Annotated in this window: 21 protein-coding genes and 3 pseudogenes; 10 read left to right on the top strand and 14 right to left on the bottom strand. The window is 64.2% G+C overall.

From position 1 onward, the window contains the following. Positions 1-3: 3 nt before the first annotated feature. The 9 genes and pseudogenes from GGQ64_RS18010 to GGQ64_RS18050 all read right to left on the bottom strand — a co-directional run bounded on the left by GGQ64_RS18010 (position 4) and on the right by GGQ64_RS18050 (position 10,980). Positions 4-585: a nitrous oxide reductase accessory protein NosL gene (locus GGQ64_RS18010; protein ID WP_183806694.1), complete on the bottom strand. Its 582-nt coding sequence runs from the start codon at positions 583-585 to the stop codon at positions 4-6. Beyond that, on the bottom strand, positions 582-1,403 hold the full coding sequence (locus GGQ64_RS18015) for an ABC transporter permease (protein ID WP_183806695.1): 822 nt from the start codon (positions 1,401-1,403) through the stop codon (positions 582-584). Before GGQ64_RS18015 ends, GGQ64_RS18010 begins: the two co-directional genes overlap by 4 nt. Then, complete coding sequence (locus GGQ64_RS18020) at positions 1,400-2,326, bottom strand: ABC transporter ATP-binding protein (RefSeq protein ID WP_183806696.1); 927 nt, start codon at positions 2,324-2,326, stop codon at positions 1,400-1,402. Before GGQ64_RS18020 ends, GGQ64_RS18015 begins: the two co-directional genes overlap by 4 nt. Beyond that, positions 2,292-3,620, bottom strand: coding sequence for a nitrous oxide reductase family maturation protein NosD (locus tag GGQ64_RS18025; RefSeq protein WP_183806697.1), 1,329 nt, complete (start codon positions 3,618-3,620; stop codon positions 2,292-2,294). Before GGQ64_RS18025 ends, GGQ64_RS18020 begins: the two co-directional genes overlap by 35 nt. Before the next feature lie 3 nt (positions 3,621-3,623). Continuing rightward, positions 3,624-5,547: pseudogene (gene nosZ / locus GGQ64_RS18030) on the bottom strand (TAT-dependent nitrous-oxide reductase). A 19-nt stretch (positions 5,548-5,566) separates the two neighbouring features. Next, positions 5,567-7,723, bottom strand: a complete 2,157-nt coding sequence (locus tag GGQ64_RS18035; protein WP_183806698.1) for a NosR/NirI family protein — start codon at positions 7,721-7,723, stop codon at positions 5,567-5,569. Between the two features lie 478 nt (positions 7,724-8,201). Further along, positions 8,202-9,812: a copper resistance CopC/CopD family protein gene (locus GGQ64_RS18040; RefSeq protein WP_343059512.1), complete on the bottom strand. Its 1,611-nt coding sequence runs from the start codon at positions 9,810-9,812 to the stop codon at positions 8,202-8,204. A gap of 59 nt (positions 9,813-9,871) precedes the next feature. Beyond that, complete coding sequence (locus tag GGQ64_RS18045; protein ID WP_183806700.1) at positions 9,872-10,402, bottom strand: YcnI family copper-binding membrane protein; 531 nt, start codon at positions 10,400-10,402, stop codon at positions 9,872-9,874. A 221-nt stretch (positions 10,403-10,623) separates the two neighbouring features. Next, positions 10,624-10,980: a hypothetical protein gene (locus tag GGQ64_RS18050; protein WP_210300300.1), complete on the bottom strand. Its 357-nt coding sequence runs from the start codon at positions 10,978-10,980 to the stop codon at positions 10,624-10,626. Positions 10,981-11,267: 287 nt separating this feature from the next. Between GGQ64_RS18050 and hutW the strand changes: the two genes are divergently transcribed. The 8 genes and pseudogenes from hutW to GGQ64_RS18090 all read left to right on the top strand — a co-directional run bounded on the left by hutW (position 11,268) and on the right by GGQ64_RS18090 (position 19,360). Further along, positions 11,268-12,620 carry a heme anaerobic degradation radical SAM methyltransferase ChuW/HutW gene (gene hutW, locus GGQ64_RS18055; protein WP_210300301.1) on the top strand — a complete coding sequence of 451 codons (1,353 nt, stop codon included), beginning with the start codon at positions 11,268-11,270 and terminating at the stop codon, positions 12,618-12,620. Positions 12,621-12,649: 29 nt separating this feature from the next. Then, positions 12,650-13,180: a heme utilization cystosolic carrier protein HutX gene (hutX, locus tag GGQ64_RS18060; protein ID WP_183806703.1), complete on the top strand. Its 531-nt coding sequence runs from the start codon at positions 12,650-12,652 to the stop codon at positions 13,178-13,180. Further along, positions 13,173-13,853: pseudogene (locus GGQ64_RS18065) on the top strand (NAD(P)H-binding protein). The gene hutX and the pseudogene GGQ64_RS18065 overlap by 8 nt, the downstream one beginning before the upstream one ends. A gap of 381 nt (positions 13,854-14,234) precedes the next feature. Next, positions 14,235-15,284 carry an ABC transporter substrate-binding protein gene (locus GGQ64_RS18070; protein WP_183806704.1) on the top strand — a complete coding sequence of 350 codons (1,050 nt, stop codon included), beginning with the start codon at positions 14,235-14,237 and terminating at the stop codon, positions 15,282-15,284. A 92-nt stretch (positions 15,285-15,376) separates the two neighbouring features. Continuing rightward, positions 15,377-16,195, top strand: coding sequence for an ABC transporter ATP-binding protein (locus tag GGQ64_RS18075; protein ID WP_183806705.1), 819 nt, complete (start codon positions 15,377-15,379; stop codon positions 16,193-16,195). Beyond that, the gene (locus tag GGQ64_RS18080) at positions 16,192-17,094 is read left to right on the top strand and encodes an ABC transporter permease (RefSeq protein ID WP_210300304.1); all 903 of its coding nucleotides are present in this window, start codon (positions 16,192-16,194) and stop codon (positions 17,092-17,094) included. Before GGQ64_RS18075 ends, GGQ64_RS18080 begins: the two co-directional genes overlap by 4 nt. A gap of 123 nt (positions 17,095-17,217) precedes the next feature. Then, complete coding sequence (locus GGQ64_RS18085) at positions 17,218-18,222, top strand: C-terminal binding protein (protein ID WP_183806706.1); 1,005 nt, start codon at positions 17,218-17,220, stop codon at positions 18,220-18,222. Between the two features lie 67 nt (positions 18,223-18,289). Further along, positions 18,290-19,360: an LLM class flavin-dependent oxidoreductase gene (locus GGQ64_RS18090; RefSeq protein WP_183806707.1), complete on the top strand. Its 1,071-nt coding sequence runs from the start codon at positions 18,290-18,292 to the stop codon at positions 19,358-19,360. A gap of 182 nt (positions 19,361-19,542) precedes the next feature. On the opposite strand, the pseudogene GGQ64_RS18095 reads toward GGQ64_RS18090, so the two are convergent. From GGQ64_RS18095 to GGQ64_RS18115, 5 genes and pseudogenes are all read right to left on the bottom strand, one after another. Further along, positions 19,543-19,774 (bottom strand): annotated as a pseudogene (locus GGQ64_RS18095) (aldehyde dehydrogenase family protein); the annotation flags it as partial. A 20-nt stretch (positions 19,775-19,794) separates the two neighbouring features. Then, positions 19,795-20,718 (bottom strand): 2-hydroxyacid dehydrogenase, encoded by a 924-nt coding sequence (locus GGQ64_RS18100; protein WP_183806708.1) that lies wholly within the window; start codon positions 20,716-20,718, stop codon positions 19,795-19,797. 38 nt (positions 20,719-20,756) lie between these two features. After that, complete coding sequence (locus GGQ64_RS18105) at positions 20,757-21,482, bottom strand: ribonuclease activity regulator RraA (protein ID WP_183806709.1); 726 nt, start codon at positions 21,480-21,482, stop codon at positions 20,757-20,759. A 44-nt stretch (positions 21,483-21,526) separates the two neighbouring features. Beyond that, a complete protein-coding gene (gene araD, locus GGQ64_RS18110) occupies positions 21,527-23,257 on the bottom strand; it encodes an L-arabinonate dehydratase (protein WP_183806710.1) in 1,731 nt (576 codons plus the stop codon). Between the two features lie 127 nt (positions 23,258-23,384). Next, entirely contained in the window at positions 23,385-24,089 is a 705-nt protein-coding gene (locus tag GGQ64_RS18115; RefSeq protein WP_183806711.1) for an FCD domain-containing protein, read from the bottom strand. 105 nt (positions 24,090-24,194) lie between these two features. Between GGQ64_RS18115 and GGQ64_RS18120 the strand changes: the two genes are divergently transcribed. Further along, positions 24,195-24,926 (top strand): FCD domain-containing protein, encoded by a 732-nt coding sequence (locus GGQ64_RS18120; RefSeq protein WP_183806712.1) that lies wholly within the window; start codon positions 24,195-24,197, stop codon positions 24,924-24,926. 74 nt (positions 24,927-25,000) lie between these two features. After that, positions 25,001-25,960 carry a dihydrodipicolinate synthase family protein gene (locus GGQ64_RS18125; protein WP_183806713.1) on the top strand — a complete coding sequence of 320 codons (960 nt, stop codon included), beginning with the start codon at positions 25,001-25,003 and terminating at the stop codon, positions 25,958-25,960. Positions 25,961-26,104: the final 144 nt, after the last annotated feature.

Here is a 26,104-nt window from a genome sequence, read left to right on the forward strand (position 1 = left end):
GGCTCAGCCTCCGGCTGGATGGGACAGGGTGTGCAGGCGGTCGCGAAAGTCCTCGTCGTCAGCCTCGCGGCCTTCGCCGGTCTCGACTGGCGCGAGGACCATGTCGTCGGCGATATCCGAGAGCGCCAAGACATGGCCGCCCTCGGCGAGCGCGAAAGCATCGGCCCGCTCCCGGCTGGAAAACGGCACGGCTTCCGGCGCTCCCATGCCGCCCTCTCGCGCCGAGCCGACAACATAGAAGGCCGCCTCGGCGGCGATCCAGTTGCCCTTGCCCGGCTGGTCCCACGTCGCCCCCGCAGCACCCATGTCATTGACATAAACGGCGAGGATCGGGGCTACCTGCTCGGGTGCGCGGGTATAGGCAATGACGTCGCGCACCTGGCTAAAGAACAGCGGAGCGGGGTAGCCATCCAGAAAGACCTGGGCCTTGGGACCGGGATGCTCCAGAAGGTTCATCTGGCAGTAATGGCCGAGGGTGTCGGGCGTCATCTCCTGCGGTGCGATGTTGCGGCTCACCTCTTCCTTGCAGGCGGAAAGGAGCGCGAGCGCGGCAAGGAGCAAAGCGTGGCGGAGGCGTTTCCTCATGGCGTGACCTTCCGGAAAGCGGCGACGGCAAGGGCGATGGCGGCGAGCGGCCAGAGGAGGAGCGAGGCGGCCGATTGCCAGAGCGGGATCGCCCCCGCCGCCCCGCCGATGCCGCCGGCGGCCGCGACTGCCTCGGCCGCCGAGAGATTGAAGACGCGGAAGGCATCGGCCGGATTGGCGAGCAGGGCCACCGGCAGCGCCTGCGTGGTGAAGGCCCCGCCGCCGTCGGTGACGATCAGCGCCAGCAAGGCGAGATCGTAGAGGACCACCGCCACCAGCCAAAGGGCTATGGCCAGCCCCGCCGCCCCGGAAGGCCGCTTCGCCATCGAGGAGAGCGCATAACCCGCACCGAGAAAGGTCGCGCCGAGCAGGACCGAGGACCAGATCAGGCGCCAAAGCGACGCCAGGCCTTTGAGCGCGCCGGGATCGGACCCCACCGCCACCAGCGCTGCCGCGCCATAGCCGAGAGCGGCCGCAAGACCGAGGATGGCGAGATGCGCCAGAAGCTTGCCGAGCAGGATCTGCAGGCGCGAGACCGGATAGGTGAGCAACAGCGGCAGCGTGCCGCGCTCCACCTCGCCCGCCACCGCATCGAAGCTCATCAGCAGCGCCAGGAGCGGCACCAGATAGACCGCAAGCGAAGTAAGCGAGGCGACCGTCACCGACAACCGGTCCACGCCGACATCACCGGTCGGCGCCGAGCCGGCGGCGGCCAGCACCAGCGCGAAGAGCACCATCATGCCGGTGGCGATGGAGACCCAGCGGTTGCGGAGCGCGATGCGGAACTCGCAGACCGCAGTGGCAAGGATGCGGCTCATTGCCCGTCCCTCCGACTGAAATGGCTGTAGATGTCCTCGAGGCTCGGCGGGATCACGTCGAGGTCGGCGACCGCCGACCCGAGCATGGTGATGCGGGCAAGGAGCGGCAGCTTTTCCGCCTGCCTGCAGGCGAGACGCAGGAGTCCGTCTCCGTCTTGCGAACCTTCGGGAAAAGCCGCCGCCAGCCGTGCTGCATATCCGGGCGCTGGGCGGACCAGAAGGCTGACGGGGAGTGCTGCGCGGGCGCGAAGATCCGCGAGCGTGCCTTCCGCCACCAGTTCCCCACCGGAAAGGATGAGGATGCGGTCGGTGCGGGCCTCCACCTCGGTCAGCACGTGGGAGGAGAGCAGGATTGCGGTTCCCTCGGCGGCAAGACCGTCGAGCAGGTCGTAGAAGTCGCGCCGCGACACCGGGTCGAGGCCGGACGTCGGCTCGTCCAGCACCAGGAGACGGGGACGGCCGATCAGCGTCTGGGCCAGCCCCACGCGCTGGCGCATGCCCTTGGAATAGGTGCCGATCCGCCGCCGCGCGGCAGGGGTCAGGCCCACGCGCGCCAGTAGCTCCATGGCCTGGCGCGGATCTTCGCCCCGCAGCGAAAGATAGTGGCGGAGCTGCTCCTCGCCGGTGAGCGCCGGATGGAAGGCGACGTTTTCCGGCAGATAGGCAACGCGCGTCCGTGCTGCGGGCGAGCCGGGATGCGCGCCGCAGACCGAAACCTCGCCGCTGTCGAACGGGATGAGGCCGAGGACGATCTTCATCATCGTCGATTTGCCCGCGCCGTTGTGGCCCAGCAATGCCGCGCGCTTTCCGGCCTCCAGCGTCAACGAGACCTGCTTCAGCGCCTCGACGGCCTGAATGCGCTGTCTTCCCGCACTTCCCGGAAATGCCTTAGTGAGCCGCGAGATCGTCAGGGTCGGTGTCATCGTTGTTTCCTTCGGTCCAACGGCCGGCGGCCTCGGCCTCATGGGCGAGGATTTCAGGCGGGACGGATATCGTCAGGGGGCGCATCAGCGGCGCGCTGTCGCGCACGCCTCCGGGCAGCGTTGCGGGAAAGTCCCGCTGGCTCCAGCGCACGAGTTGCACGGCGGGCGAGCCGATCAGCAGACTTGCTGCCGGCTGCGACCAGAGGATCTGGTCCATCAGGTCGTTGGGGCGGTAGAAGCTGTCGGCGATGCCGTCGCCGTTGAGGTCGAAGGCCGGGTGGTCGGACCAGAAATTACCCCTGCCCTCATGGCTCCATTCCATGTTGCGGGTGCCGACATATCTCACCTGCTCGCGATTGGCGATGAAGGCATTGCCGGTCAAGACGTTCTTCTCCGAGCCGGCGGTGAAATGAATGCCGATGCCGCAGCCTTCGAAACGGTTGTCCCAGATGAGATTCTTGTGGGCATTGTAGATGAAGAGGCATTTCTTCGTGCCCCCTCGCACCAGGTTGCCGGTGACGTCGGCGTTGTTGGCATAGTTCAGCATCAGCCCGTGCTCGCGGTCGCCGAGGCTGAGATTGTTCAGGATCTTCGCCCGGTTGGAGAACATGATGGCGAAGCCAAGATGGTTCCCGATCGAGACATTGCCGGAGACCTCGGTGTTGCGTGTGTACATGAAGTGCACGGCAAAGCGCAGGTCGCGCATGACGTTGCCGCGGTAGACGCTGTCGGCACTGGCATTGGAAAAGATACCGTCGCGGCCGTAGCGGATGACATTGCCTTCCAGCAGCGTGCCGGGACTGTTCCAGACATAGATGCCGTTGCCGCGTTCGTTCATGCGCGGGCTGTTCGTGCCGACGATCTCGTTTGCTACGACAGCGGCGTCGCGGCCGCCATGCACGTCGATGCCGTGCATGTTGCCGGTGACGAGCAGCCCCTCGATGCGGGCGCGGTCGGCGCCCTGAAGGATTTTCACGCCTGCGTCGAGTTCCTGGTTCACGCGGCCCGACCCGGTGACGGTAAAGCCCGTCAAGGTCACGTCCGGTGCGGAAATCGTCACCACGCTGCCGAGGCCCTGCCCGTCCACCACTGCCCCGCGCGGGCCGGTGATGGCGAGCGGCCGGTCGACGGTGACGGGGCCGGCATAGGCCCCGTCACTCAGTTTCAGCACATCGCCGGGTTCAGCCCCGGCGACGGCAGCCGCGAGGCTGCCCTCTCCCGGCATGACCTCGCGCTCCGCCGCGGCAAGCGGCGAGGCGAGAAGAAGGCCGATCAAAAGGGCGAGCAGGCGCATGGATCAGGCGTCCTTCGGTTCCACGAACATGCGGCCGCGCATTTCCATGTGCAGGGCATGGCAGAACCACTGGCAATAGTACCAGTAGACACCGGGATTGGCCGCGACGAAGGTGACCGAGCTCGTCTGCTGCGGCCCGATCTCCATCGCCACGCCATGGTTGCCCATGGTGAAGCCGTGCGTCAGGTCGTCGATCTCGTCGAGGTTGGTGACGATCACCGTGACCTCGTCGCCTTCCTTCACCGTGAAGCTCTCGTGGCTGAAGCTCGGCGCGACCGAGGTCATGTAGACCCGCACCTTGTTGCCATCGCGGATCACGGCATCGGCCCACTCGTCGATATTGACGCCATCGGCCTCGGCCTGCTTGCGCGTTTCGGCCCAGAGCGGATCGTTCCGGTCCCAAACCGAGCGGATGTTCGGCAGGATCGAGGGGGCGACGGCGATCGCGTCATGCGGCTCGGCGAAATTCGGACCGTCATGCACCAGCACCATCTTGTCGCCCGAAATGTCGATGAGCTGATCGTTTTCCGGCTTCAGCGGACCGACGTTCAGAAACCGGTCCTTGGAGAACTTGCACAGGCACACCAGCCAGTCATTGGAGGCGTCCAGCGTCTCGCCCATTACCGTCTTCAGGTGGCCGGGCTGGTACTGGACGTCCAGCTTGTCCTTGATCGGGTTGATCTTTTCGCCGGCATAGGCGCGGATGGCCTCGTCGATGTTCCACTTCACCACCTGGCTGTCGAGGAACAGCGACGTGTAGGCGTTGCCGCGCCCGTCGAAGGCAGTGTGCAGCGGGCCGAGGCCCAGTTCCGGCTCCGCCACCACGGCGCTGCGCGGTTCGGCATCGTCGTAGAACAGGGCGTCGAACTTCGTCACGTCCAGCACGGTGACGGTGGGCGAAAGCTTGCCGGCGATGCACAGGTGCTTCTTGTCCGGCGCCATGTTGCAGCCGTGCGGGTTGTTGGCGATCGGGATGTAGCGGGTGAAGAGGGACTTGGCCTCCTTGCGGCCGTCCAGCACCTTGACGCCGTTGATCTCCTCATACTGTCCCGCTGCGATGGCCTTCTCGATCTCGGCGATGTTGAAGACGACGACGTGGTCCATCTCGGACTTGGTCATCTCACAGCGTCATCCCCATTTCGGAGTTGTAGCTGGTCGAAAACGCCCACTTGCCCTCGTAGTCGGCTTCGCAATTGTCGAGATTGCCCGAAACCCTCACCTGCCAGGCCACGTCCCACTTATCGGCATCGACGGCGGTGAAGATGTTCACGTAGGTCGACACGTCCTTCATGGTCGAGCCGTCATTGGCGAGCGGCGCCTCGTCCTCGCCGTTGCAGAACACGTAGTTCGAACGCGGCCATTTCTGCGGGCGCATGCCGTGGATTCCCTTGGCATTGGGAATTTCCAGGATGGCGTCGGTCTTCATCACGTCGCAACGCACGCGCCCCACGCGAGTGTTGGCCTTGTCGTTCATGAACAGGAAGCGACCGTCGTACTTGCCCTCGGTGAAGGACATGTGGACGTGGTGCAGGTCGCCGTTGTCGTGAATCTTCTTGCCGTTGGCGGCAAGCTGCTTCTTCGTCTTCTCCGACATTGTCCGCTGGTGGATGCGGATCGATTCGTTGGTCTGCCCCCAGCCGGTGGCCGAGCAACGGTTGAACACCGGCACCCGCATTAGTTCGCGCATCGAGGGAATGCCGAGGATGCGCATCTCGCCGGTCTGGCCCGAGGACCAGAAGCCGTAGTAGTCGTCCAGCTTGCCGGGCGAGACCGAACCGTCGCCCCCGGCTGCACGGGCCGGCGTGGCCAGGCCCGCAGCGCCGAGGCCGAGTGCCGCCGGCCCCATCGTGCCGGCCAGAACGGCAGTGCCTGCCGTGGCGCTGAAGAGAGCACGCCGGCTCAGCCCCTTGTTGTCCTTCGATTCCATGATCGGGTTCCTTCCTTTGTTAAACCTTGGCTGCAGGTTGGTGGATCGGGGCGCCGCCAGGGCTCGCCGCCAGCTTTGCGCGCGATTTCATCTTCTTCATCACGACGGGGCAGACGGTTTCGGACTGGTAGAGCACCTGGCAGTGCAGACAGTTGATGCACTCGTTCGGATTGATCTCGCCGGTGCGGTGGATCGCCTGCACCGGGCACTGGTTGGAGCAGGTCTGGCAGGGGTTTCCGCATTCGTGGTAGCGCTTGAGCCAGTCGAACATGCGGATGCGCGCGGGGATCGCGAGCGCGGCGCCCAGCGGGCAGAGGTAGCGGCAATAGAACCGCTCGACGAAGAGCCCGGCGACCAGCAGGGCTACGGCATAGGCCACGAACGGCCAGGCGCGGATGAACTTCAGGATGATCGCCGTCTTGAACGGCTCGATCTCGGCCAGGTGCTCGGCCTGCTCGACGCTGATCAGGGAGGTCCCGAAGAGACCGAGGAAAATCATGTACTTGATCGGCCAGAGCCGCTCGTGCAGGCCCCAGGGCAGCGTCCATTGCGGGATGCGCAGCTTGCGCGCGATCTGGTTGGTCAGTTCCTGCAGGGCACCGAAGGGGCAGAGCCAGCCGCAATAGGCTCCCCGCCCCCAGAACAGAAGCGCGGCGGCGACGGCGAACCACAGGATGAAGGTCAGCGGATCGAGCAGGAACGCCTGCCAGCTGAAGCCGTTCACGAAGCTGCCGAACAATGCCATCAGGTTGACGACGGAGAGCTGCGCATTGGCGTACCAGCCGAGGAAGACCAGCGTCGCCGTCAGGAAGGACATGCGGAAGATAGTGAAGCCCCGCGCGCTCCTGACCGCATAGCTCTGGAAGAAGAATACCCCCGTCAATACGACAAGCATGGACGCCAGAACCGCGATCTTCAGCTTCGAGTCCTGCCAGATGCGCCGCCACAAGTCGGTCTGCGCGGTCCCTTCGTCGCGCTCGGCGACGGCCGCGACCTCCTTAGCCGGCGAAGCGACGGCACGCAGGTATTTCTGCGGCAGCTGGTAGGCGAGATCGAATGTGTGGAAGACCTTCTCGATCGGCCCGACCTCGCGATGCGCCAGAAGCTGGATGCGGAAGGGCTTTGTCGGATCGAAGCCGAGGCCGGCGGGAATGCGGAACAGGTCCATCTCGGAGAATTCCGGCGCGCCGGCAAGGGCGATGCCCCCGAGGCGGCGATGGTCGCGGTCGCGGAAGCGCACGGAAACATCGTCCTGGATCAGCACGATGCGGTCGAAGATGCCGCCGCGCACATAGCCGGACCCCTTGAAGGAATAGAGACCGCGTCCAAACAGGGCGATGGCGTTATCGCCCTCACCCAGCCAACCGCGCAGGTTGGCGTCCCCGGCCTTGCCGAGCACCGCTGCGCCAATGGAGGGCACCGAGACCAGCGCCGCCTGCATGTCGATGAAGGTGGTTTGCGGCGCTTCCGCAATGGCGCGCTCGCGGGTGCGCTCGTCCGGATGGTCGGCGAAAGCGGCATTGACCTGCGCCACATCGAGCGACAGCCGGCGCAACGTACCGTCACCGTCCGCCTCGGCCCAGTCGGCCGGCGCGGCGGCGGCAGGATTGACCTCGAAACGAGGGCCGGCATTGTCCGTTTCCGGAGCCAGTCCGCCAAGACCGAGCGCTCGTGCGACCTTCAGCCCGGAACGGACGATCGAATCGTCGATCACCATCACCGTCACCGTCGCGCCCGAGATGATATCCACCTCATGCGCTGTGCCACCGGACTTCGCCTCTGCGAGGAGATCGAGGCCGGCATAGCCGGCGACCAGCGCCTTGACCTTTGCCTCCGGAATACCGATCAGGACGATGGGCTCGGAGTGCTTGACCAGCCGGACACCGACGATCTTCGCATCCGGATCCACCGCCACGAGCGTATGGATCGGCTTGCCGGAATAGCCGGTCGTTCCCACGAAATCCGAGGTCATGAAGACCCAGGCCGCCGTCTTTCCACCCTTCAGCACCGGGGCCACCGCCAGATCGTCGCGCACCGGGCCGAAACCTTCGGCGCCCGGCACGATATCCGAGGCGGTCACGGTGGGCAGATACTCCTGCAGCACGGTGCGCGCGCTGGCGGACGCCGTGAAGCACAGGCTTGCGCAGAGCAGAAGGAAGAGGCGGACAAGCTTCATTGCAGGACGTTCCCGCAAATCGCCGCCGGAACATTGGAGCGCCTGCGCGACGGGCGGGGCGCCGACAGGAGAGGCTGCCTGATCCTGAACGGCACCGCCACGCTGCGATCGGAAAAAGCACCGCGCAACAGGCCCAGGCCACTGCCGATTCCAAGATACCGAGAGAATTCCCTACCCGTCATAGCCCCGCCGGCCCTCTCCAATTTCGCGACCAATTCGTGGCCGGAAACTACCGAGGCGAAACCGGGGTGGGTTGCGCGAGATCAAATACTGGGAAAGTTTCGTCGCGTGTCTTGCCTACGGGGTATCGGCCGCGGAGCTGTCCTGGACCGCAAGGTGCTCGTATCAGCCGGGCCTTGAGCGTTCTTATCGATCTCGATTGTCGCACCGCGCGCCATGCGACAATTGCGCCCAGGCCGCGCTTGCGGGACTGAGCGTAGCCTCGATAAGGCCGATCCTGAACAAGTTGGCCGTCACATCATGGCCGCACCTCGATTGCTTCCTGCAGGCGCAGGAGTTCAAAGTCGCCGATCAGGACGTCGATGCGCACCTGCCATTGACCGGCCAGGGGGATGATGACGTCCGAAGCCCGCCAGGTTCCGTCCGTCTGCAATTCGGCTTTCCTGCGCATCGGTTCGACGCCCGCCTGCGCGTTCGACAAGACGAACGTGACTTCCTTGGCATCGAGCGGGCTGAAGTGGGAGGAAAGGATGACGGCCGAGATTTCGACCGGCCCGGCACGGCCCGGAGCGACCGTGACCTCCGCCATCGCCTTGTCGGAATGGATGTGGATCGTGGCCGGCTGCGCGGCCGCGACGACAAGCGCACGCGGCGGCGGCGTGAACCGCCACGCCGAGGCGACCGCGAAAATCGCAACGACGATCAGGGCCTCGACGACGATCGCGCGGAAGAGCCGACGCACGGCCTTCCGATCTCCCTGCGCAGCCGGCCCGGTGAGCTTCCAGCGGTTGACGGCGACGAGGCCGAAAAGAACCGCAAGCAATCCGATCTTCGCCAGAAGCACGTTGCCGTAGGCGGTCGAAAGGAGTGCGGCAGGGTCGCGAACCTGGATGGCGGCCAGCAGCAGGCCGGCCAATGCGAGAAGGGCGACGCAAAGCGGGATCAGCCGGGAAAAGCGGCCGAGCGCGTGCCCACCGGCGTCCCCGTCGCGTCGCAGGGCGGACGCCAGCGGCAGAAGGGCGCCGACCCAGATCGCGATCGTCACCGCATGAACGAACACCGCCGGTCGCGTCAGCCATTGCGGAGCAGCGGCGCTCGCGTGTCCGCTCAAGGCCAGTGCAGCGCTCCCGGCGACGAGCGCGACAAGGGATGCTGTGCGGTTCAGCACCGCCGAGCCGGAGCGCCCCGCGACGACGGCAAGACAGAAGGCCGCCGACAGGACCGCGACGGTCGGGCCGAAGCTTGTCGCGAAGCCGGCCTTCCACACGGCCGGATCGAAGAGGCCGGCGAGCGGCGCGCCGAGGGCATCGAGGCCCTGCAGGCTGAGGGAAAGGATAGTCGCGACGAGGCCGAGCAACGTTGCCGTCCCGACGAGCCGGGGACCACCGCCTTTACAGGGGATCAGCCAGCGCGTGGCGAAGACGCCGCCGATACCGAAGAAAAGACCGACATACATCGCGACCTTGGCAAGCCACAGCGCGGAGCGCACCGGCCAATCGATCGCCTCTGTTCCCGCCTGCGGCGCGCTGCCTGGCGCGCCGATCGAAAAGATCGTCGACCCCGCGACAGGATGCCCGTCCTCCGACACGACGCGCCAGGTCAGCACATGGGTTCCCGGCCCGAGACCGTCGGGCGTCGGGATCTCCAGCGTGGTGTCGCGAAGGACGAACTCGTCGAGCGACCTCGCCTGCCCGTCAGGCAGGAGGAGCTTCAGCACCAGCGGCGAAACCGGCTCGCTGAAGGACAGGTACAGGATTTTCGGCGGTGCGCCCACGACCGCCCCGTCCGGCGGAACCGCCCCCGTCAGCGACGCATGCGCCATCGCCATCCCGGTCAGGCAGCACCAGAGGATGCCGGCCAGGAATGCCAGGACGCCGGGTCGACCAAAGCTGCGTTTGCGCACGAGCACGAACAATCTCCGAATGACAGGAATGGCCGGCGCCCAGAATAGCGCCGGCCGACTGGATGTTAGTGACCGGCCACAGCCTCGATCAGCTTTACGCCCGGTGCGGGAAGCTCGAGATCGTCCGCCGACTGGCCTTCGGCCGGAATCTCGATCCAGCGCTCGGCCATGCCGTCCGGGCATTCCTGCACGACCGGGAAATGAAGCGTTTCGCCCGCCTTCAGATCCTTCGTCAGATAGGCCCGAAGCACGAACTCGTCATATTCGTCGTCGGCGAGGTTGCCGCCACTCCAGACGACCTCCTTCACCCCTTCGCTGGTCGGCGTGCCGTAGTAGTCATAGGAATTCGCGTAAGCGCCCTTGACCTTCTCCAGCGTCCAGCCAGCCTTCGGCTGCGGCTTGACCGCGATCACGCCTTCGGGGATCTGCACGCGCACCGTGAGCGTCGGCTTGCCTTCGCACCCGTGCGGCACCTGGAAGATCGCCCGGTATGTCGAACCGACCGGCGCTTCCTTCAGTTGCAGCGAAACATGGGCGAAGGCAGTTCCCGCGCCGAGCGCGAGGGCGGCAACGGTGGCAAATGTTCTCTTAAACATGGTCAGTCTCCAATGGAGCCGGTCATCCTGCCGGCAAGGTTCGGAATGGGAAAAGCAAAGTGATTGCGGGATCGCGGGGCGCTGCATGGCGCGGTCGGCGACAGGTCAGATGGCGCTCGGGGTGGGAGGAAGCCCTGCGGCTGCCGCCTTCCCCGCCTGCAGACGCAGTCGTGCGGGGGACCATCGTGTCATGTCGGTCGAATCAAGTGCCGGCCCGGCGATCAGGCGGCAGGGGGCCCGCGGGGATGGCCGGGAAGATCGTCGTATGCCGGCCCGATGGGCTCGGCAATGCCGTCGAACATCCGCTGCGATGGCTGGGCAAGCGGATTGAACAGGATCGCGACGGCGCGGTCGGTCGGAACGAAACCTGTCGCCACGCCACAGGCAAGCGTGCAGCAATCCGGCGCAAGCGATCGGTCGTTGCCGGGCGCGGGCGCCGGCTGCTGTTCTTCCATGTGGGTGATGCAGAGCGGATTGCCGAACGCATCGACCATCGACGGGCCGGTGGTCGCCGCAAGGGCGAAGGTGCCGAGAAGGGCCTGCAACAAAAACAGGACGGCGGCGGCCAAGGCCACCATTCCGCTCCTGCGCTGTTGCATTCGTTTCTTCATCGAACCCTCTCGTGGCCGAGGCTTACCAAGCGAGCCCCGGCATGACCAGCCTCCCCGCCCCGTCTTATTGTCGCAGTGTTTGCGATGCGGCAAACAAGACGAAAAGAATGACCGGGCGCGGACAGCCGCGCACACTCAGGCAATAAACATGAGGGATTCTATCCGGTATTTGATGTGGAGCAAACTTCTCATATTTTCTTCCGATAGGTTCCGCCCTCGAAATGGTCAGGAATTCGGGCGGGACCGGCAGATCGATGATGGGTGGGGAGTTCTCGCGGTATTTCGCGAACGGCAACGGCTTGAATCCGCTGCGGGATGCGTTTTCCCGTCGCAGCGCGGTGATGCCGTTCAGGGGCAGGCAGCGTCTCCCCGCGGGCGACTTCCAGTCCACTTGGCAGCAGATCATCTCGGCCCTCTGCCCTCCGGGAAAGCGGCTGGCCTATATCCACGTTCCCTTCTGCGCCAATCACTGCCTCTTCTGCGGCTTCTACCGCAATGCCTATATTCCTGACGCAGGGGCGGAATATGCCGCCCTTGTCGTGGAGGAAATCCGGCGCGAGGCGTCATCGCCTGCTCTGCGCAACAGTCCCATCCATGCGGTCTATCTCGGCGGCGGCACGCCGACCGCGCTCAGCGCGAAGGAACTTTCCCGTATCCTTTCCACGGTCAGGTCCGAGCTTCCGCTCGCCGCCGACTGCGAGATCACCGTCGAGGGACGCATCATCCACTTCGATTCCGAAAAGATCGATACGTGCCTGGAAGCCGGTGCGAACCGATTTTCGATCGGCGTCCAGAGCTTCGATACGACCGTCCGCCGCAGGCAGGGTCGTCGCGCCAGCCGCGAGGAGGCCGTTGGCTTTCTGGAAGACCTGCGCGACCGCGACCGCGCCGCCCTTGTGATCGATCTCCTCTACGGCTTGCCTGGCCAGACGCTGGAGGTCTGGCAGCAGGATTTGCACACCGCCGCAGCACTCGGCCCGGACGGCATCGACCTCTACGGGTTGAACCTCATTCCCGGCACCCCGCTTTCGACAGCCATTGCGGCAGGGAAATTCCCCGCCGCTCCCGGCCTTGCGGACATCGGCGGCTTCTATGAGGCCGGCGCAGCGTTCTTCCGGCGCCGGAACTGGCGGCAGATCAGCAACAACCATTGGGGCCGCACGACGCGCGAGAGAAACCTCTACAACCTCCTCATCAAGGAGGGCGCGGATTGCATCGCCTTCGGCTCCGGCGCAGGCGGCTCCATCGGCAACGTCAGCTATGCGCTCACCGGCGATCTGGCGCAGTATCGGGAAGACCTTCGCGCCGGCCGCAAGCCCCTCGGCATCCTCGCCATCTCCGACGCCCTGCAGCCCTTGCGCAACTTCGTCACGGCGAGCTTCGAGGTCGGTCGTCTCGACATGGCGGCACTTGGCGAACTCGCCGGCGACGAGGCCGCCGCATCCCTCGCGCCTCTTCTGGTCCAATGGGAAGGAGCCGGCCTCCTGTCCTTCATCGACGACATCGTCGAACTCACCGTCGCGGGACGCTTCTGGTACGCAAACCTGATCTCCGCCTTCCACGACATTCTCGAACACAGGCTGCATTCCGCAGTCGACGCCGCCTGACCGAAATCGCATTTGAAAGGAGCCATCCCATGCAGGACATGAGCCACGCGGAAAAACTGGAACGGATACGGCAGGCCATCGCCGAGAAACCGGACGGCATTCTCGAAGCCCTTGCCACGCAGTTCGCAGTTCCCGTCCAGACCGTCGTCGAGTGCATTCCCGGCGATGGCGTGACCCGCATAGACGGCAGCCGGTTCGTCGACGTGCTGACGGACATCGCCGGGTGGGGGGACATCACCTTCATCGTCCACACCAAGGACGCGATCGTCGAGTTCTCCGGGCCGATGCCGCAAGGCAGGATCGGCCACGGCATGTACAATCTCCACGGCGGGGCCGGCCTTTCCGGCCACCTGCGTCCGGAAAACTGCAAATCCATCTACCTCGTCCGCCGCCCCTTCATGGGCATGGAGACGATGTCAGTGCAGTTCTTCAACGCCGACGGCGAGACGATCTTCAAGATCTATGTCGGACGGGACATGGAGAAAAAGCTGAAGGCCGACCAGATCGAACGTTTCGACCGGTTGGCCGTGCTGTTTTCGGCGACGGTGGGCAATGCCTGAGACGAGGCCACTGTTGATCTTCGGCGCGAGCCGGGGTGTCGGACTGGAACTGGCGCGGCTGGAATGCGCGCAAGGCAGGCATGTCGTCGCACCGGTCCGGCGGCAATCGGACGTGACGGCGCTCGCGGATACCGGCGCGGTCGTCCAGCGCTGCGATGCCCTGTCCAAGGCCGACGTGACAAACGTCATGACCCGGCTCAGCGGCGACTTCGATATCGTATCGACGCTCGGTGGACAGGCCCGCGACGGACGCCTGGCCGATGACGAGGGCAACATCAACGTCATCGGCGCGGCCGTCGCGACCGGCAGGGTGAGGCGCTTCCTGCTCGTCACATCGATCGGCTGCGGCGAGATGGCGCCCTTCCGCTCGGCACGCGCGATCGCGGCCTTCGGCGCGGCGGTGGACGCCAAGACCCGGGCGGAAGAGCGGCTGAAGTCAACCGACCTCAATTGAACGATCCTGCGTCCCGGCGGCCTCGTCTCCGAGCCTGCGACCGGGCACGGCCTCCTCTCGCAGGATCCGGAAATCCACGGCTTCATTCACAGGGCGGACGTCGCCCAACTGGTGTTCCGTACCCTTCGCGATCCCGCCGCCATCGGTCACGCCTTCGCCGCCGTGGACGCACAGCGGATGAACAGCGTGAATGCCATCCATCCTTTTCCGCTGGCATGAAGATCTTCCGGGCGTGAATTCGGCATCGTCATGACGATGCCGATATTGCGCCCGGCCGGCCGCTACGCCTCGAGATTTCCCGCATCGGACCTTGCGAAGATCCGGGAGACCCGTCAACGGCCGCTCTCCGACCGCCCCGGACGGAGCGATTGTCCCGGCCGCCCCTGTCGCTGCGCGAAGATTATTCGAACAATCGGCACGCTCGCGCGATTTTGCTCTCTGGATGGGGCGAAAAACAGAATACTATAACGTTGATAGATTTTATGGTGATCTCTAGCCTTAGGGCCCGTGACGCTGACGCAGCCTCACGGAATTCCCTTCGCGGAACGGGCGCCGTGCTCCACCGCAATCATCAGATACACAGGCCAGATAGGAGCATCCATGGCAGCCCACCGTCTTCCGACTTCGAAGATCGAACGCGGCCCGCGCAAGGCCTTGCTGGCCATGGGCGCCGCCCTCGGCATGTTCGCAGCACTGATGCCCGGGCAGGCCGCCGCGGAGGGCAAGATCCGCATTGCCCAGCAATTCGGAATTGCCTACCTGATCCTCGATGTCGTTCGCGATCAGGAGCTGATCGAGAAATACGGCAAGGAAGCTGGTCTCGACATCGAGGTCGAATGGGCGAGCATCTCCGGTGCCACCGCGATGAATGAAGCGCTCCTGGCCAACAATCTCGACATCGTCTCCGCCGGCGTGCCACCGGCGCTGACCATGTGGGATCGCACCAGGGACCGTCAGGGCGTCAAGGTGGTGGCAGCACTTGGCTCGCTGCCGAACTACCTGTTGACGATCAACCCCGATGTCAAAGCGCTCAAGGATTTCGGCGCCAACGACCGGATCGCGGTGCCCGCCGCCGGTGTGGGTTTCCAATCGCGCACCCTGCAGATCGAGGCGGCGAAGCTCTTCGGCCCCGAGAACTTCCAGAAGCTCGACGAGATTTCCGTCAGCCTGCCGCATCCCGACGCGACCGCGGCGTTGATTTCGGGCGGGACCGAGGTGAATACGCATTTTTCCTCCGCGCCCTTCTACTATCAGGCGCTGCAGGCCAATCCCGCAGTACACAAGGTGATCAGTTCCTATGACATCCTGGGCGGACCGGCGACGTTCAACGTGCTCTACGCCACCACAGCCTTCCACGACGAGAATCCGAAGACCTATGCCGCCTTCTACTCTGCCTTGCGCGAGGCCGCGGAATGGATCAACGCCAACAAGCCGGAGGCGGCCGAGACTTTCATCCGCCAGCAGAAATCGAAGCTTTCGCCCGAACTCATCCTCGAGATCATCAACGATCCGGAGAACGACTTCACGATCACGCCGCAGAACACCTTTGTCTACGCGTCGCAGCTTCACAAACTTGGCGTGTTGAAGAATGAAGCCGGTTCCTGGAAGGACTACTTCTTCCCCGAAGCCCACGCGGAAAACGGCAGCTAAGCCGGCCCTCAGCGCAGCAAACTCACAGCGCCCGGGTGGCGCCTCAACCTGCACTGCGGCGACGGAGCCGGGTGGAAGAAAGAACCGACGGAATGAATGCATATGTTTCGGAGGCGGGCCTGCCCCTCTCCTCCCCCCTTCTGTCGGTCAAGGGCGTGACGCTGGAATATCGTGCGCCGGGGCGGGTGGTGCGGGCGACCCAGAACGTCAGCTTCGACGTCTGGGAATCCGACCGCTTCATCCTGCTCGGTGCTTCGGGTTGCGGAAAATCGACGCTTCTGAAGGCCGTCGGCGGCTTCATCCCGCCGCGCGAGGGACGGATCCTGCTGGACGGGCAGCCGGTGCAGGGGCCGGGACCGGACCGCGTGGTGGTCTTTCAGGAGTTCGACCAGCTTCCGCCCTGGAAGACCGTGCGCGAAAACGTGGCGTTCCCGGTGCGGGTATCGGGCCGTCTGGGCCGCAAGGAAGCAGCCGAGCGCGCCGACCACTACCTGGAAAAAGTCGGACTGAGCCGTTTCGCCGATGCCTATCCGAACACGCTGTCGGGAGGCATGAAGCAACGGGTCGCCATCGCGCGGGCGTTGGCGATGGAGCCGCGCGTGCTGTTGATGGACGAGCCCTTCGCCGCGCTGGACGCGCTCACCCGGCGCAAGATGCAGGAAGAACTGCTGGCGCTGTGGGAGGACGTTCGTTTCACCCTGCTTTTCGTCACCCATTCCATCGAGGAAGCGCTGGTCGTCGGCAACCGCATCGCGCTGCTGTCGCCGCATCCCGGCCGCATGCGCGCCGAGATCAACAGCCACGAGTGGGACCTGCATAGCGGCGGAAGCCCGGAATTCCAGGCGGCGGCAAACCGCATCCACAGGCTTCTGTTCGACGAGGCCGGCGCAGGCGACGGAGTGCAGGAATGAGCGAGGCACCGATGTTCGTGGCCGCAGCTACAACGCGGCCCATGCCGCCGATCCGCCCGGAATACGAACGTGCGCTCGAACCGCTCGCAACACTTGCGAGCGAAGAGCCCCTAGCGCTGCACCAGCGCCTCTGGCAGCAGACATGGCTGCGCAAGGGGCTCATCCTGATAGCACTCGCCTTGCTTTGGGAAGTTGTCGCGACGCTCCAGGCAAACGATCTGCTCTTGCCGTCGTTCACGGCGACGATGCGCGCCTTCTTCGAGGACATGTCCAACGGGATCATCCCCGGGCGGGCACTGAACTCGCTCGATGTCCTGGTGAAGGGCTATGTCGCAGGCGTCGTGCTGGCCTTCGTGCTCACCTCGCTCGCCGTCTCCACCCAGATCGGGCGCGATCTGCTATCGACGCTCACGTCCATGCTGAACCCCCTGCCGCCGATCGCGTTGCTGCCGCTGGCCCTGCTCTGGTTCGGACTGGGACAGGGAAGCCTCGTCTTCGTGTTGATCCATTCCGTGCTCTGGCCGCTGGCGCTAAACATGTACACGGGATTTACCAGCGTGCCGGAGACCCTGCGCATGGCGGGCCGAAACTACGGTCTCAGGGGCCTGCGCTACGTCCTCCTGATTCTCGTGCCGGCAGCCCTGCCGGCCATCATCGCCGGGCTCAGGATCGGCTGGGCGTTTGCCTGGCGCACCCTGATCGCGGCCGAGCTCGTCTTCGGCGCCTCGTCCGGCCGGGGCGGGCTCGGCTGGTACATATTTCAGAACCGGAACGAGCTTTACACCGACAGGGTATTCGCCGGCCTCATCGTGGTGATCATGCTCGGTTTCCTGGTCGAGAACGTCCTGTTCCGCAAGCTCGAGCAGTGGACCGTGATCAAATGGGGAATGACGCGCTGAAACATGTCGCGCAAAAGTGTGCAGCGGTTCTTACGATGACGACATGCGCAAAATCAAAGATCTGAAGCACGGGGGCGACAGGCAACGCGCTTCTGTGCGGGCAACGATGTCGGCGGAATGAGAATGGTATCGCAGAAGAAATACGTCGTCGGCATCACCGATCACATGATCGGCACGCCCGACCTCGAGGCGGACGTGCTGGGCGAGGACGTCGAGATCGACTTCTTCGCCTCCACCGACGAGACGCGCTTCGACGCTGAGCGCCTGGCTAGGCTGGATGCCCTGATGGTCTGGGGGGCGCGGCTCGGACCGAAAAGCATCGCCCACCTGACGCGCTGCAAGGGCGTCGTGCGCTATGGCGTCGGCTACGAGAAGATCGACCTCTCGGCATTGAAGCGGGCGGGCATTCCCTTCGCCAACAATCCCGACTACGGCACCGAGGAAGTCGCCGACCACGCCATGGCGATGATCCTGTCCCTGCATCGACGGCTCTGGGAGCATGACGCCCACTCGCGCAGCTATGTGTCCAGCTGGCAGGTCAACAGCCTCAAGCCGCTTCCCCGGGCAAACCGTACCACGGTGGGCGTCGTGGGTGTCGGCCGGATCGGCACGGCCGTCGTCAACCGGCTGAAACCCTTCGGCTACCGCATCCTCGGCTACGACCCCGGACAGCCCCCCGGCCATGAGAAGGCCATAGGCTATGAGCGTGCCGAGCGTCTGGACGACATTTTCACCCGGTCGGACATCGTCACGCTCCATTGCCCGGCGAATGAGGAGACACGAGGCATGCTGGGGGCCGACGGCCTCGCCCGGCTCAGGCCGGGAGCGATCCTGGTCAACACCGCGCGCGGAGAACTGCTCCACGATCTCAATGCGCTTGAAGCAGCACTTCGGTCCGGCCACATGGCCGCGGCCGCGATCGACACGATGGAGCAGGAACCACCCGGCAACCATCCGCTGCTGACGGCATGGCGCGAGCGGGAAGACTGGCTCGCCGGACGGCTGGTGATCACGCCGCACAATGCCTTCTACTCCGACCATGCCGCAGTAGAGATGCGTCACAACGCAGCGCAAACCGTCAGGATTTTGCTGGATCAGGGAAGACTTAGAAATCGGGTCACGACGTGAGCGACCGCCCAGGCAGCAACGCTGCCGCAACGCATCCATTCATCCGAGAGAAGCAGAGCTTAAGACCATGGGCAGCAATTCCGAATATCTCTGGTACATTCCGAACGACGTGAAGGCCGGCCATCGCGGCGATGCCTCCGTGGAAGGCCATGGCAGCCTCGACGCCCTGACCGCACAGGCACGGGCCCTGGAGGACCACGGCTGGAAGGGAGCGCTGATCGGCACGGGCTGGGGCCGTCCTGATACCTTCACCGTCGCGACTGCGCTCGTGGCCCGGACGACCACCTTCGAGCCCCTGATCGCGATCCGCCCCGGCTACTGGAAGCCGGCCAATCTCGCCTCCTCTGCCGCAACGCTGGACCGGTTGAGCGGCGGCCGCGTGCGGATCAACGTCGTTTCCGGGCTGGATGGCCTTGCCGCCTATGGCGATGTCGAGGGCGACCAAGCGCAGCGCTATGCCCGCACGAAGGAGTTCATGCGGCTGGTCCGCAGGCTCTGGACCGAAGAAGACGTCACCTTCTCCGGCGACCATTTTCAGGTGACAGGCTCCACCGTCGAGCCGCGGCTTCAAGCCCGGGGCGACCGCCTGCATCCGAAGCTTTATTTCGGCGGCGCATCCGAGGCCGCCGAGCGGGTGGCCGCCACCGAGGCCGACGTCCAGCTTTTCTGGGGCGAGCCCCTCGACGGCGTGCGGGAACGGATCGAGCGGTTGAGGGCGCTCGGCAAGGCGCTGGATCGCGACCTCCCTCCGCTGGAATTCGGCCTCAGGATCACAACGCTGGTCAGGGACACGACGGAAGAAGCGTGGGCGGATGCCGAAGCGAAGGTCGCCAGGATGGCCGACGGCAAGGCGGGAAGCTGGCATGACCACGGCCACGCGGTTGCCGTGGGGCAGCAACGCCTCCTCGACCTTGCCGCCCGCGGCGACGTCCTGGACGATAATCTCTATGCGGCTCCCGGCAAGTTCGGCGGCGGCGGCGCCGGCACGACCTGGCTGGTCGGCTCGGCTGAGGATGTCGCGCGCTCCCTGCGCAAGTACGAGGCGCTCGGCATCACCCACTTCGTGTTGTCCGACACGCCCTACATGACGGAGATCAAGCGGCAGGGCGACCAGTTGCTCCCGCTTCTGCGATCGTGACTGGGCAGACCGGGAAAGCGATCAGAGCTGCTCTTGCGGGAAGGCCTCCATTGGCGGAGCCACGCGATCCGGTCTCGGCGGAGGAGCAACATCCTTCATCTGGTACAGGCCTGCGATCCCAATTGCCCAGCCCCGATATGAGCTGACGCCTTGAACGACACGAAAGCGGCTGGTCATGACCTTTACGCCAGCGTGTAGAACTCGCTGGCGTACTTGCCCTGTTCGCGCGGGCCGTAGGAGGATCCCTTGCGGTCGCCGAAGGGCACGTGGAAGTCGACGCCCGCGGTCGGCAGGTTGACCATCACCATGCCGGCCTCGGCGTTGCGCTTGAAGTGCGTCGCATGCTTCAGGCTGGTGGTGGCGATGCCCGAGGGGGGTGTCGTCGGCGACCGAAAGCGCTTCCTCGTAGTCCCGACGCGGCCGTTGGGCCGTGGCTATCGCTTTGCGAAATGTTCGAGCAGCGCTTCGACCATCCGGTCGCCCATCTGCTGCCGCGTCTCGCGCGTGCCGCTTCCCATATGCGGTGAAAGCACGACGCGGGGATCGTTTCTCAGAGCATCCGGCACATGCGGTTCCTTCTCGAACACATCGAGACCGGCGCCGGCAATGCCGCCGCGCGAAAGCGTTGCGATGAGCGCCGCCTCGTCGACGATGGTGCCGCGGGCAATGTTGACCAGGAAGCCTTCCGGACCAAGCGCATCGAGCACGTGCTGATCGATGAGACCGATCGTTTCCGGCGTGGCCGGGCAGGTGACGATCAGAAGATCCGCCCAGGCGGCAAGTTCCACCGCGGTTGCAAAATAGGCGATATCCACCGGCTTCTTGCGCGGTCCCTGATAGGCGACCGTCGCACCCATGGCCTGCAGGCGTCTTGTGATGGCGGAGCCGATGTGACCGAGCCCGATGATCCCCGTTTTCAGGGACCGCAGGGAGCGGCCGAGCGGGAATGCACCGCCCTGCTCCCAGCTTCCGTCCCGCACGAAGTCGTGGCCGCGAACCGTGCCGCGGGTCACGGAGATCGCCAGCGCGACGGCGAGATCGGCGACGTCTTCCGCAAGGATCTTCGAGGTATTGTGTACCGCGATGCCGCGTGCCTGCGCCGCCTCCACGTCAATGCCGTCCAGGCCGGCGCTGTAGCTGGAAATGATCTCCAGCGCCGGCATGGTATCGAGCATCGCCTTGTCGATATGGGCGTGGCGCACCGCGATGCCGCGGATTTTCGCTCCGAGCTCGGCGAGCATCCGCATGCCCTCGTCATGATCCTTCGGCAAGCGGATGATGTCGAACGTTTCCTGCAACTCCCGTTCGGTCTTTTCCGGAAGGTGTGCTGCCTGGAGAATGGTGATGTTTTTGTGCATGTGGCCCGCCCGTGGCTTAAAGGATTTTGGGACGGTACTTACCGTCCCTTGGCCTGACGCCATGCGGCGAAATCGACCTTCGTCTGTTCTTGAGTCGGCGGGTAGAGCCCGATGATCGAGCGGCCCTTCAGGACTTCTTCGGTAACGAAATCCTCGAACGCGGTCATTTCCACGGCCTCGTCGGCAATCTCGTCGGCTATGCCGGCCGGCACGATGATCACGCCCTCGCGATCGCCCACGACAACGTCGCCCGGCCAGACGGCCACGTCGCCGCAGCCGATCGGTGCATTGATGTCCAGCGCTTGGTGCAGGGTCAGGTTGGTCGGCGCGGAAGGACGGCTGTGATAGGCCGGGATATCGAGTTCGCCGATTTCCGGGCTGTCGCGAAAGCCGCCATCGGTAACGACGCCGGCGACGCCGCGCACCATCAGCCGCGAGACGAGGATGGAGCCGGCAGACGCCGCACGTGCATCCTTGCGGCTATCCATGACGAGCACGGAGCCGGGCGGGCACTGCTCGACGGCGGCGCGCTGCGGATGTTCCGGATTCTGGAAGACGGTGATCTGGTTCAGGTCCTCGCGGGCCGGAATGTAGCGCAGCGTGAAGGCCTGGCCGACCATGTTCTTCGCCTTCGGCGCAACGGGGCGCACATCCTGGATGAACTGGTTGCGCAGGCCGCGCTTGAACAGGGCCGTGCACAGCGTCGCGGTGCTGACGGCTTCGTATTTTTTGCGCGTTGCGTCGGAAAGGGTGTAAGCGGTCATGGTTCCTCCAATCAGAAATTTCAGCCGGTCGAGAACGCCGACGATCAGAAAATGTCGGGCTCGCCGGCAGACTTGCCGAATTCCGTTTTCAGGAAGTCGAAGTCGCAGCCCTCATCGGCCTGGGTGATGTGTTTGGAGAACATCCAGCCGTAGCCGCGCTCGAACTTATCGGCGGGCGCTACCCATTCGGCGCGGCGTCGTGCCAGCGTTTCCTCGTCCACCAGCATGTCGATCGAACGGTTCGGCACGTCGACGCGAATGATGTCGCCGGTGCGCACCAGCGCGAGCGGGCCGCCGATATGGGCTTCGGGCGCGACATGCAGGATGCAGGCGCCGTAGCTGGTGCCGCTCATGCGCGAATCGGAAATGCGCAGCATGTCACGGATGCCCTGCTTGATCAGCTTCTTCGGGATCGGCAGCATGCCCCATTCCGGCATACCGGGGCCGCCCTTGGGGCCTGCATTGCGCAGCACCATGATGTGGTCTGCAGTGACGTCCAGGTTTTCGTCTTCCACGGCCTTCTTCATCTCCGGATAGCTGTCGAAAACGAGCGCCGGACCTTCATGAACACGCAAGCGTTCCTCGCAGGCCGACGGCTTGATGACGCAGCCGTCGGGCGCAAGGTTGCCGCGCAGGACCGCAAGCGACCCCTCGTGATAGATCGGGTTCGACAGCGGCCGGATGACGTCGTCGTTGTAGACTTCGGCGCCCTCCAGCGTTTCGCCGAGCTTGAAGCCGCTGACGGTCATGACGTCGAGATCGAGCTTGTCCTTCATTTGCGCCATCAAAGCGCGCAGGCCGCCGGCATAGTAGAAATCCTCCATCAGGTACTGCTTGCCGGACGGCCGGATGTTGGCGATGACAGGCGTCTTGCGGCCGGCTTCGTCGAGTTCGTCCAGCGTCAGCGGCACGCCGGCGCGCCGCGCCATGGCGATCAGGTGCACGACGGCATTGGTGGAACAGCCCGTGGCCATGGCGACGGCCACGGCATTGTCGACGGACTGCCGGTTGATGATCTTGTCCGGTGTCAGATCCTCGAACACCATGTCGACGATGCGGCGGCCGCAGCGTGTGGACATGCGGATGTGGTTGGCATCGGCGGCGGGAATGGAGCTTGCGCCCGGCAGCGTCAGCCCCATGGATTCGGCAATCGCCGTCATCGTGCTGGCCGTGCCGAAGGTCATGCAGTGACCATAGGAGCGGGCAATCCCTTCCTCGACACCGGTCCATTGCTCGTCTGTGATCGTTCCGGCGCGACGCTCGTCCCAGTATTTCCAGGCATCGGAGCCGGAACCCAGATATTCGCCCTTGTAGTTGCCGCGCAGCATGGGTCCGGCCGGCAGGAAGATCATGGGAAAGCCGGCGCTGATGGCGCCCATGACGAGCGCCGGCGTGGTCTTGTCGCAGCCGCCCATCAGCACGACGCCATCGACCGGATGCCCCCGCAGCAGTTCCTCCGCTTCCATGGCGAGGAAGTTGCGGTAGAGCATTGTCGTCGGCTTCAGTGACGTCTCCGACAGCGATTGCACCGGCAGCTCGACGGGAAAGCCTCCAGCCTGCAGGACGCCGCGCTTCACATCCTCGACCCGGTGCTTGAAATGCGCATGGCAGGGATTGAGATCGGACCAGGTGTTGAGGATGGCGATGATGGGCTTCTGGCCCCAGTCCTTCTCGTCATACCCCATCTGCATCAGGCGGGAGCGATGGCCTGAAGACCGCAGATCATCGGGAGCGAACCATCGGGCGCTGCGCAGCGCAGTCACTGTCTTGGACATTGGTGTTTCCTGGGTGGTGTTTCTTGTCTTGCTCCGGGAGTAGCACAGGCAGAACAGGACGGCAATACACTAATGCATTAGCATTAATGCGGCTGTCTCTGACGCCAGGAACGGCGCGGTAGCCGGGCTAATCGTACTGGACGAAATCCGGATATTTCTCGACGATGCTGGCGACCATCGAAAGCGTGCCCGACAGATGGATCTTCATCGCCTCTTCGGCCTTGGCGGAATCACCCGCGGCCAGCCCCTCGATGATGGCGTCGTGATTGTCGACCACGCGCGCCTTGCCGACATTCGGCAGGTTGAGCCGGCGCAACCGGTCGATATGGCCGCTGTGGCGCCTGACCACCGGCCAGATGTCCTGCAGGCCCGCCTCCTCGTAGAGAATTTGATGGAAGGCCCGATCCTGGCGGAGGAAGTCGCCGTATTCGTCGGACGAGACAAGCGTCTTCAGTTTCGCATTGGCGGCTGCCAGGCGGTCGATGAAGCGTCGATCCGTCTTGGTGGCCAGTTCATGTACGATCTCCTGCTCGATGGCACGCCGCATGAAATGCGTCTGCCTGGCAAGATTGATATCGATCTTGGACACCAGGGTGGCGTATTGTGGGTAGACGGTGACGAGCCCCTCCTCCTCCAGCCGCATCAGAGCGTCACGAACCGGCGTCTGGCTGAGGCCGAACTGATTTTGCAGTTCGACTCGAGACAAAGGCGTACCGGGTGCGAGTTCGAGTTCGAGAATTTTTTCGCGGAGATATTCCACGATCTGAGGAGCGATTTGGCGCGTGCGGTCCAGGCCGGTACGGTGCTTGGCGAAGGGCAGATCCGAAGTCACAGACGTCTTCCTTTTCAAATCGTCTTTGACTGTCTTAATGCATTAATGCTTTAGTGAGAAGCAGTCCGCTTGATTTGTAAACCGCCGGTAGAAAGTTTTATCTCCGTGGCCGAAAGCACAAACTCTGTTGCAGATCTACCTGAACTAAGACCGTCCAGCTATGCCGATCAGGTCTATGGCCATGTTCTGCAGGACATTCTGAAGGGCGGCTTCCCGCCGGGCAGCCGGCTGCCTTCCGAAAGCGAACTTTGCGATCGTTTCGGTGTTTCCCGCCCCGTCATCCGGGACGCTCTGGCGCGCCTGCGCCTGGACGGCCTTGTGGAGGCACGTCGCGGCAGCGGCACCTATGTGCTGACCACGCCCTCCCGCAGCCTGCCGGATCTCGCCAACCTCACCGATATCTCGCGCTTTCTGCGCTACCAGGAACTGCGGCTGTGCGTCGAAGGCAATGCGGCCGCGCTGGCGGCGGAACGGCGCACGGACAAGGCGCTCGCCGAAATCGTCGAAGCGCACGAACAGTTTTCCAGCCAGGTCGCCCGCGGCCTTTTCCTGCCGGAAAGCGATCGGCGCTTTCATCTCTCCATCGCCGATGCCACGGGCAACGAGTTTTTCAGCCTGGCGCTCGAGGGCCCCGACGTGTCGCTCAGCGGCTTCATGAACGTCTCCCTGTCGCTCACACGCTCGGGATCGCCGGCCCGCGCCCGCAAGGTGATCGGCGAGCATGCCGATATCGTCGAGGCGATCCGCAACAAGGATCCCGTTTGGGCGCGTGTCGCAATGGAAAGCCATATTCTTCAGGCACGCCGGCGCATGACCAACGGTGCCCTGGACCCTTGATGTCAAAATATGTAATTTATCTTTACAACTTTTCGCCAGTCCAGTAAGGATAGTTGACTTCAGGAGGGTCAACTATGCAACAAGCACTTGCCCCGGCTGACTACGCATCGTCCGTGGTCGCCGTGCCTCCCATCGCGCTCAATGCCGACTATTCGGTCAATGCAGGCGCTAACGAGGCTATCATCAAGCATATCGAAGCCGGCGGGGTGGATATCCTGCTCTATGGCGGCAATGCCAATCTCTATCATTTCGGCCTGGACGATTTCCGGATCGCCATGGAAGCGATCAAGGCTTCGGTTGCGCCGACCACGCATCTCATCACCTCGATCGGCCCGGACTTCGGCAAGGCGATGGCGCAGGTGCCGATCGTCCGTGATCTCGGCCTCAAGAACGTCATGGTCCTGCCGACCAATTTCCCGGCAGATCCGGCAGGCGTCGCCAATGGCGTGCGCAAGCTTGCCGCTGCCCTTGGAAGTGGTCTCGTCCTCTATCTCAAGCGCGAGAACTATGTCGATCCGGACGAACTGGCCAAGCTCATTGCGGAAAAGGCCGTAAGCTTCGTCAAGTATGCCGTCGAGAAGCCGGATGCCGCCAAGGATCCCTATCTCGATGCTGTCGTCTCGGCGATTGGCACGGAATATCTGGCGAGCGGCATGGGCGAGACGCCCATCCACGACCACCTTGGCGAACGCAAGCTGACCACATACACATCCGGCGCCGTCTGCATCGCTCCGACTGCCGCGTCCGAGCTTCTCGCGCTCTACAAGGCGGGCCGTGCGGCGGAAGCATTCGAGCTCAGCAGGCCGTTCCTGGAATTCGAAAAGATTCGCCTGGATCTCGGCGGCCTTCAGGTTCTCCATGATGGCGTTCGCCTTTCGGGAGTCGCGGATACCGGCCCGTTGATGCCGATGGTCTCGAACCTTCCAGTCGACAAGTTGCCACCGGTCGAAGCCGCGGTCGCCGCTCTGAAAGCCGCTGAGAAACAGGCACTTTCGCGGTCGCCTGCACCGAGGAAAGCTGCTGCCGGCGCTTAGTTGACAGTTATCTATATGTACACTAATACATTAGTGTTCTAGCGTGGCTCAGCAGCGTGGAGGCGCTGCGACCGATCTCGCGCATCAGATGCGAGGTCGGTCGGCATTCAACGTCGCGGTCTTTAATGAGGAGGAGAAATGACA

Origin of the sequence: Mycoplana azooxidifex (assembly GCF_014196765.1) — a bacterium.
In the GTDB taxonomy this organism is placed as follows: Bacteria; Pseudomonadota; Alphaproteobacteria; order Rhizobiales; family Rhizobiaceae; genus Mycoplana; species Mycoplana azooxidifex.

What these genes read in the sequence shown, in the direction of transcription:
- GGQ64_RS18010 (WP_183806694.1), bottom strand. Translation starts at nt 585, where the DNA reads ATGAGGAAACGCCTCCGCCACGCTTTGCTCCTTGCCGCGCTCGCGCTC.
- GGQ64_RS18015 (WP_183806695.1), bottom strand. Translation starts at nt 1,403, where the DNA reads ATGAGCCGCATCCTTGCCACTGCGGTCTGCGAGTTCCGCATCGCGCTC.
- GGQ64_RS18020 (WP_183806696.1), bottom strand. Translation starts at nt 2,326, where the DNA reads ATGACACCGACCCTGACGATCTCGCGGCTCACTAAGGCATTTCCGGGA.
- GGQ64_RS18025 (WP_183806697.1), bottom strand. Translation starts at nt 3,620, where the DNA reads ATGCGCCTGCTCGCCCTTTTGATCGGCCTTCTTCTCGCCTCGCCGCTT.
- GGQ64_RS18035 (WP_183806698.1), bottom strand. Translation starts at nt 7,723, where the DNA reads ATGAAGCTTGTCCGCCTCTTCCTTCTGCTCTGCGCAAGCCTGTGCTTC.
- GGQ64_RS18045 (WP_183806700.1), bottom strand. Translation starts at nt 10,402, where the DNA reads ATGTTTAAGAGAACATTTGCCACCGTTGCCGCCCTCGCGCTCGGCGCG.
- GGQ64_RS18050 (WP_210300300.1), bottom strand. Translation starts at nt 10,980, where the DNA reads ATGGTGGCCTTGGCCGCCGCCGTCCTGTTTTTGTTGCAGGCCCTTCTC.
- hutW (WP_210300301.1), top strand. Translation starts at nt 11,268, where the DNA reads ATGATGGGTGGGGAGTTCTCGCGGTATTTCGCGAACGGCAACGGCTTG.
- hutX (WP_183806703.1), top strand. Translation starts at nt 12,650, where the DNA reads ATGCAGGACATGAGCCACGCGGAAAAACTGGAACGGATACGGCAGGCC.
- GGQ64_RS18070 (WP_183806704.1), top strand. Translation starts at nt 14,235, where the DNA reads ATGGCAGCCCACCGTCTTCCGACTTCGAAGATCGAACGCGGCCCGCGC.
- GGQ64_RS18075 (WP_183806705.1), top strand. Translation starts at nt 15,377, where the DNA reads ATGAATGCATATGTTTCGGAGGCGGGCCTGCCCCTCTCCTCCCCCCTT.
- GGQ64_RS18080 (WP_210300304.1), top strand. Translation starts at nt 16,192, where the DNA reads ATGAGCGAGGCACCGATGTTCGTGGCCGCAGCTACAACGCGGCCCATG.
- GGQ64_RS18085 (WP_183806706.1), top strand. Translation starts at nt 17,218, where the DNA reads ATGGTATCGCAGAAGAAATACGTCGTCGGCATCACCGATCACATGATC.
- GGQ64_RS18090 (WP_183806707.1), top strand. Translation starts at nt 18,290, where the DNA reads ATGGGCAGCAATTCCGAATATCTCTGGTACATTCCGAACGACGTGAAG.
- GGQ64_RS18100 (WP_183806708.1), bottom strand. Translation starts at nt 20,718, where the DNA reads ATGCACAAAAACATCACCATTCTCCAGGCAGCACACCTTCCGGAAAAG.
- GGQ64_RS18105 (WP_183806709.1), bottom strand. Translation starts at nt 21,482, where the DNA reads ATGACCGCTTACACCCTTTCCGACGCAACGCGCAAAAAATACGAAGCC.
- araD (WP_183806710.1), bottom strand. Translation starts at nt 23,257, where the DNA reads ATGTCCAAGACAGTGACTGCGCTGCGCAGCGCCCGATGGTTCGCTCCC.
- GGQ64_RS18125 (WP_183806713.1), top strand. Translation starts at nt 25,001, where the DNA reads ATGCAACAAGCACTTGCCCCGGCTGACTACGCATCGTCCGTGGTCGCC.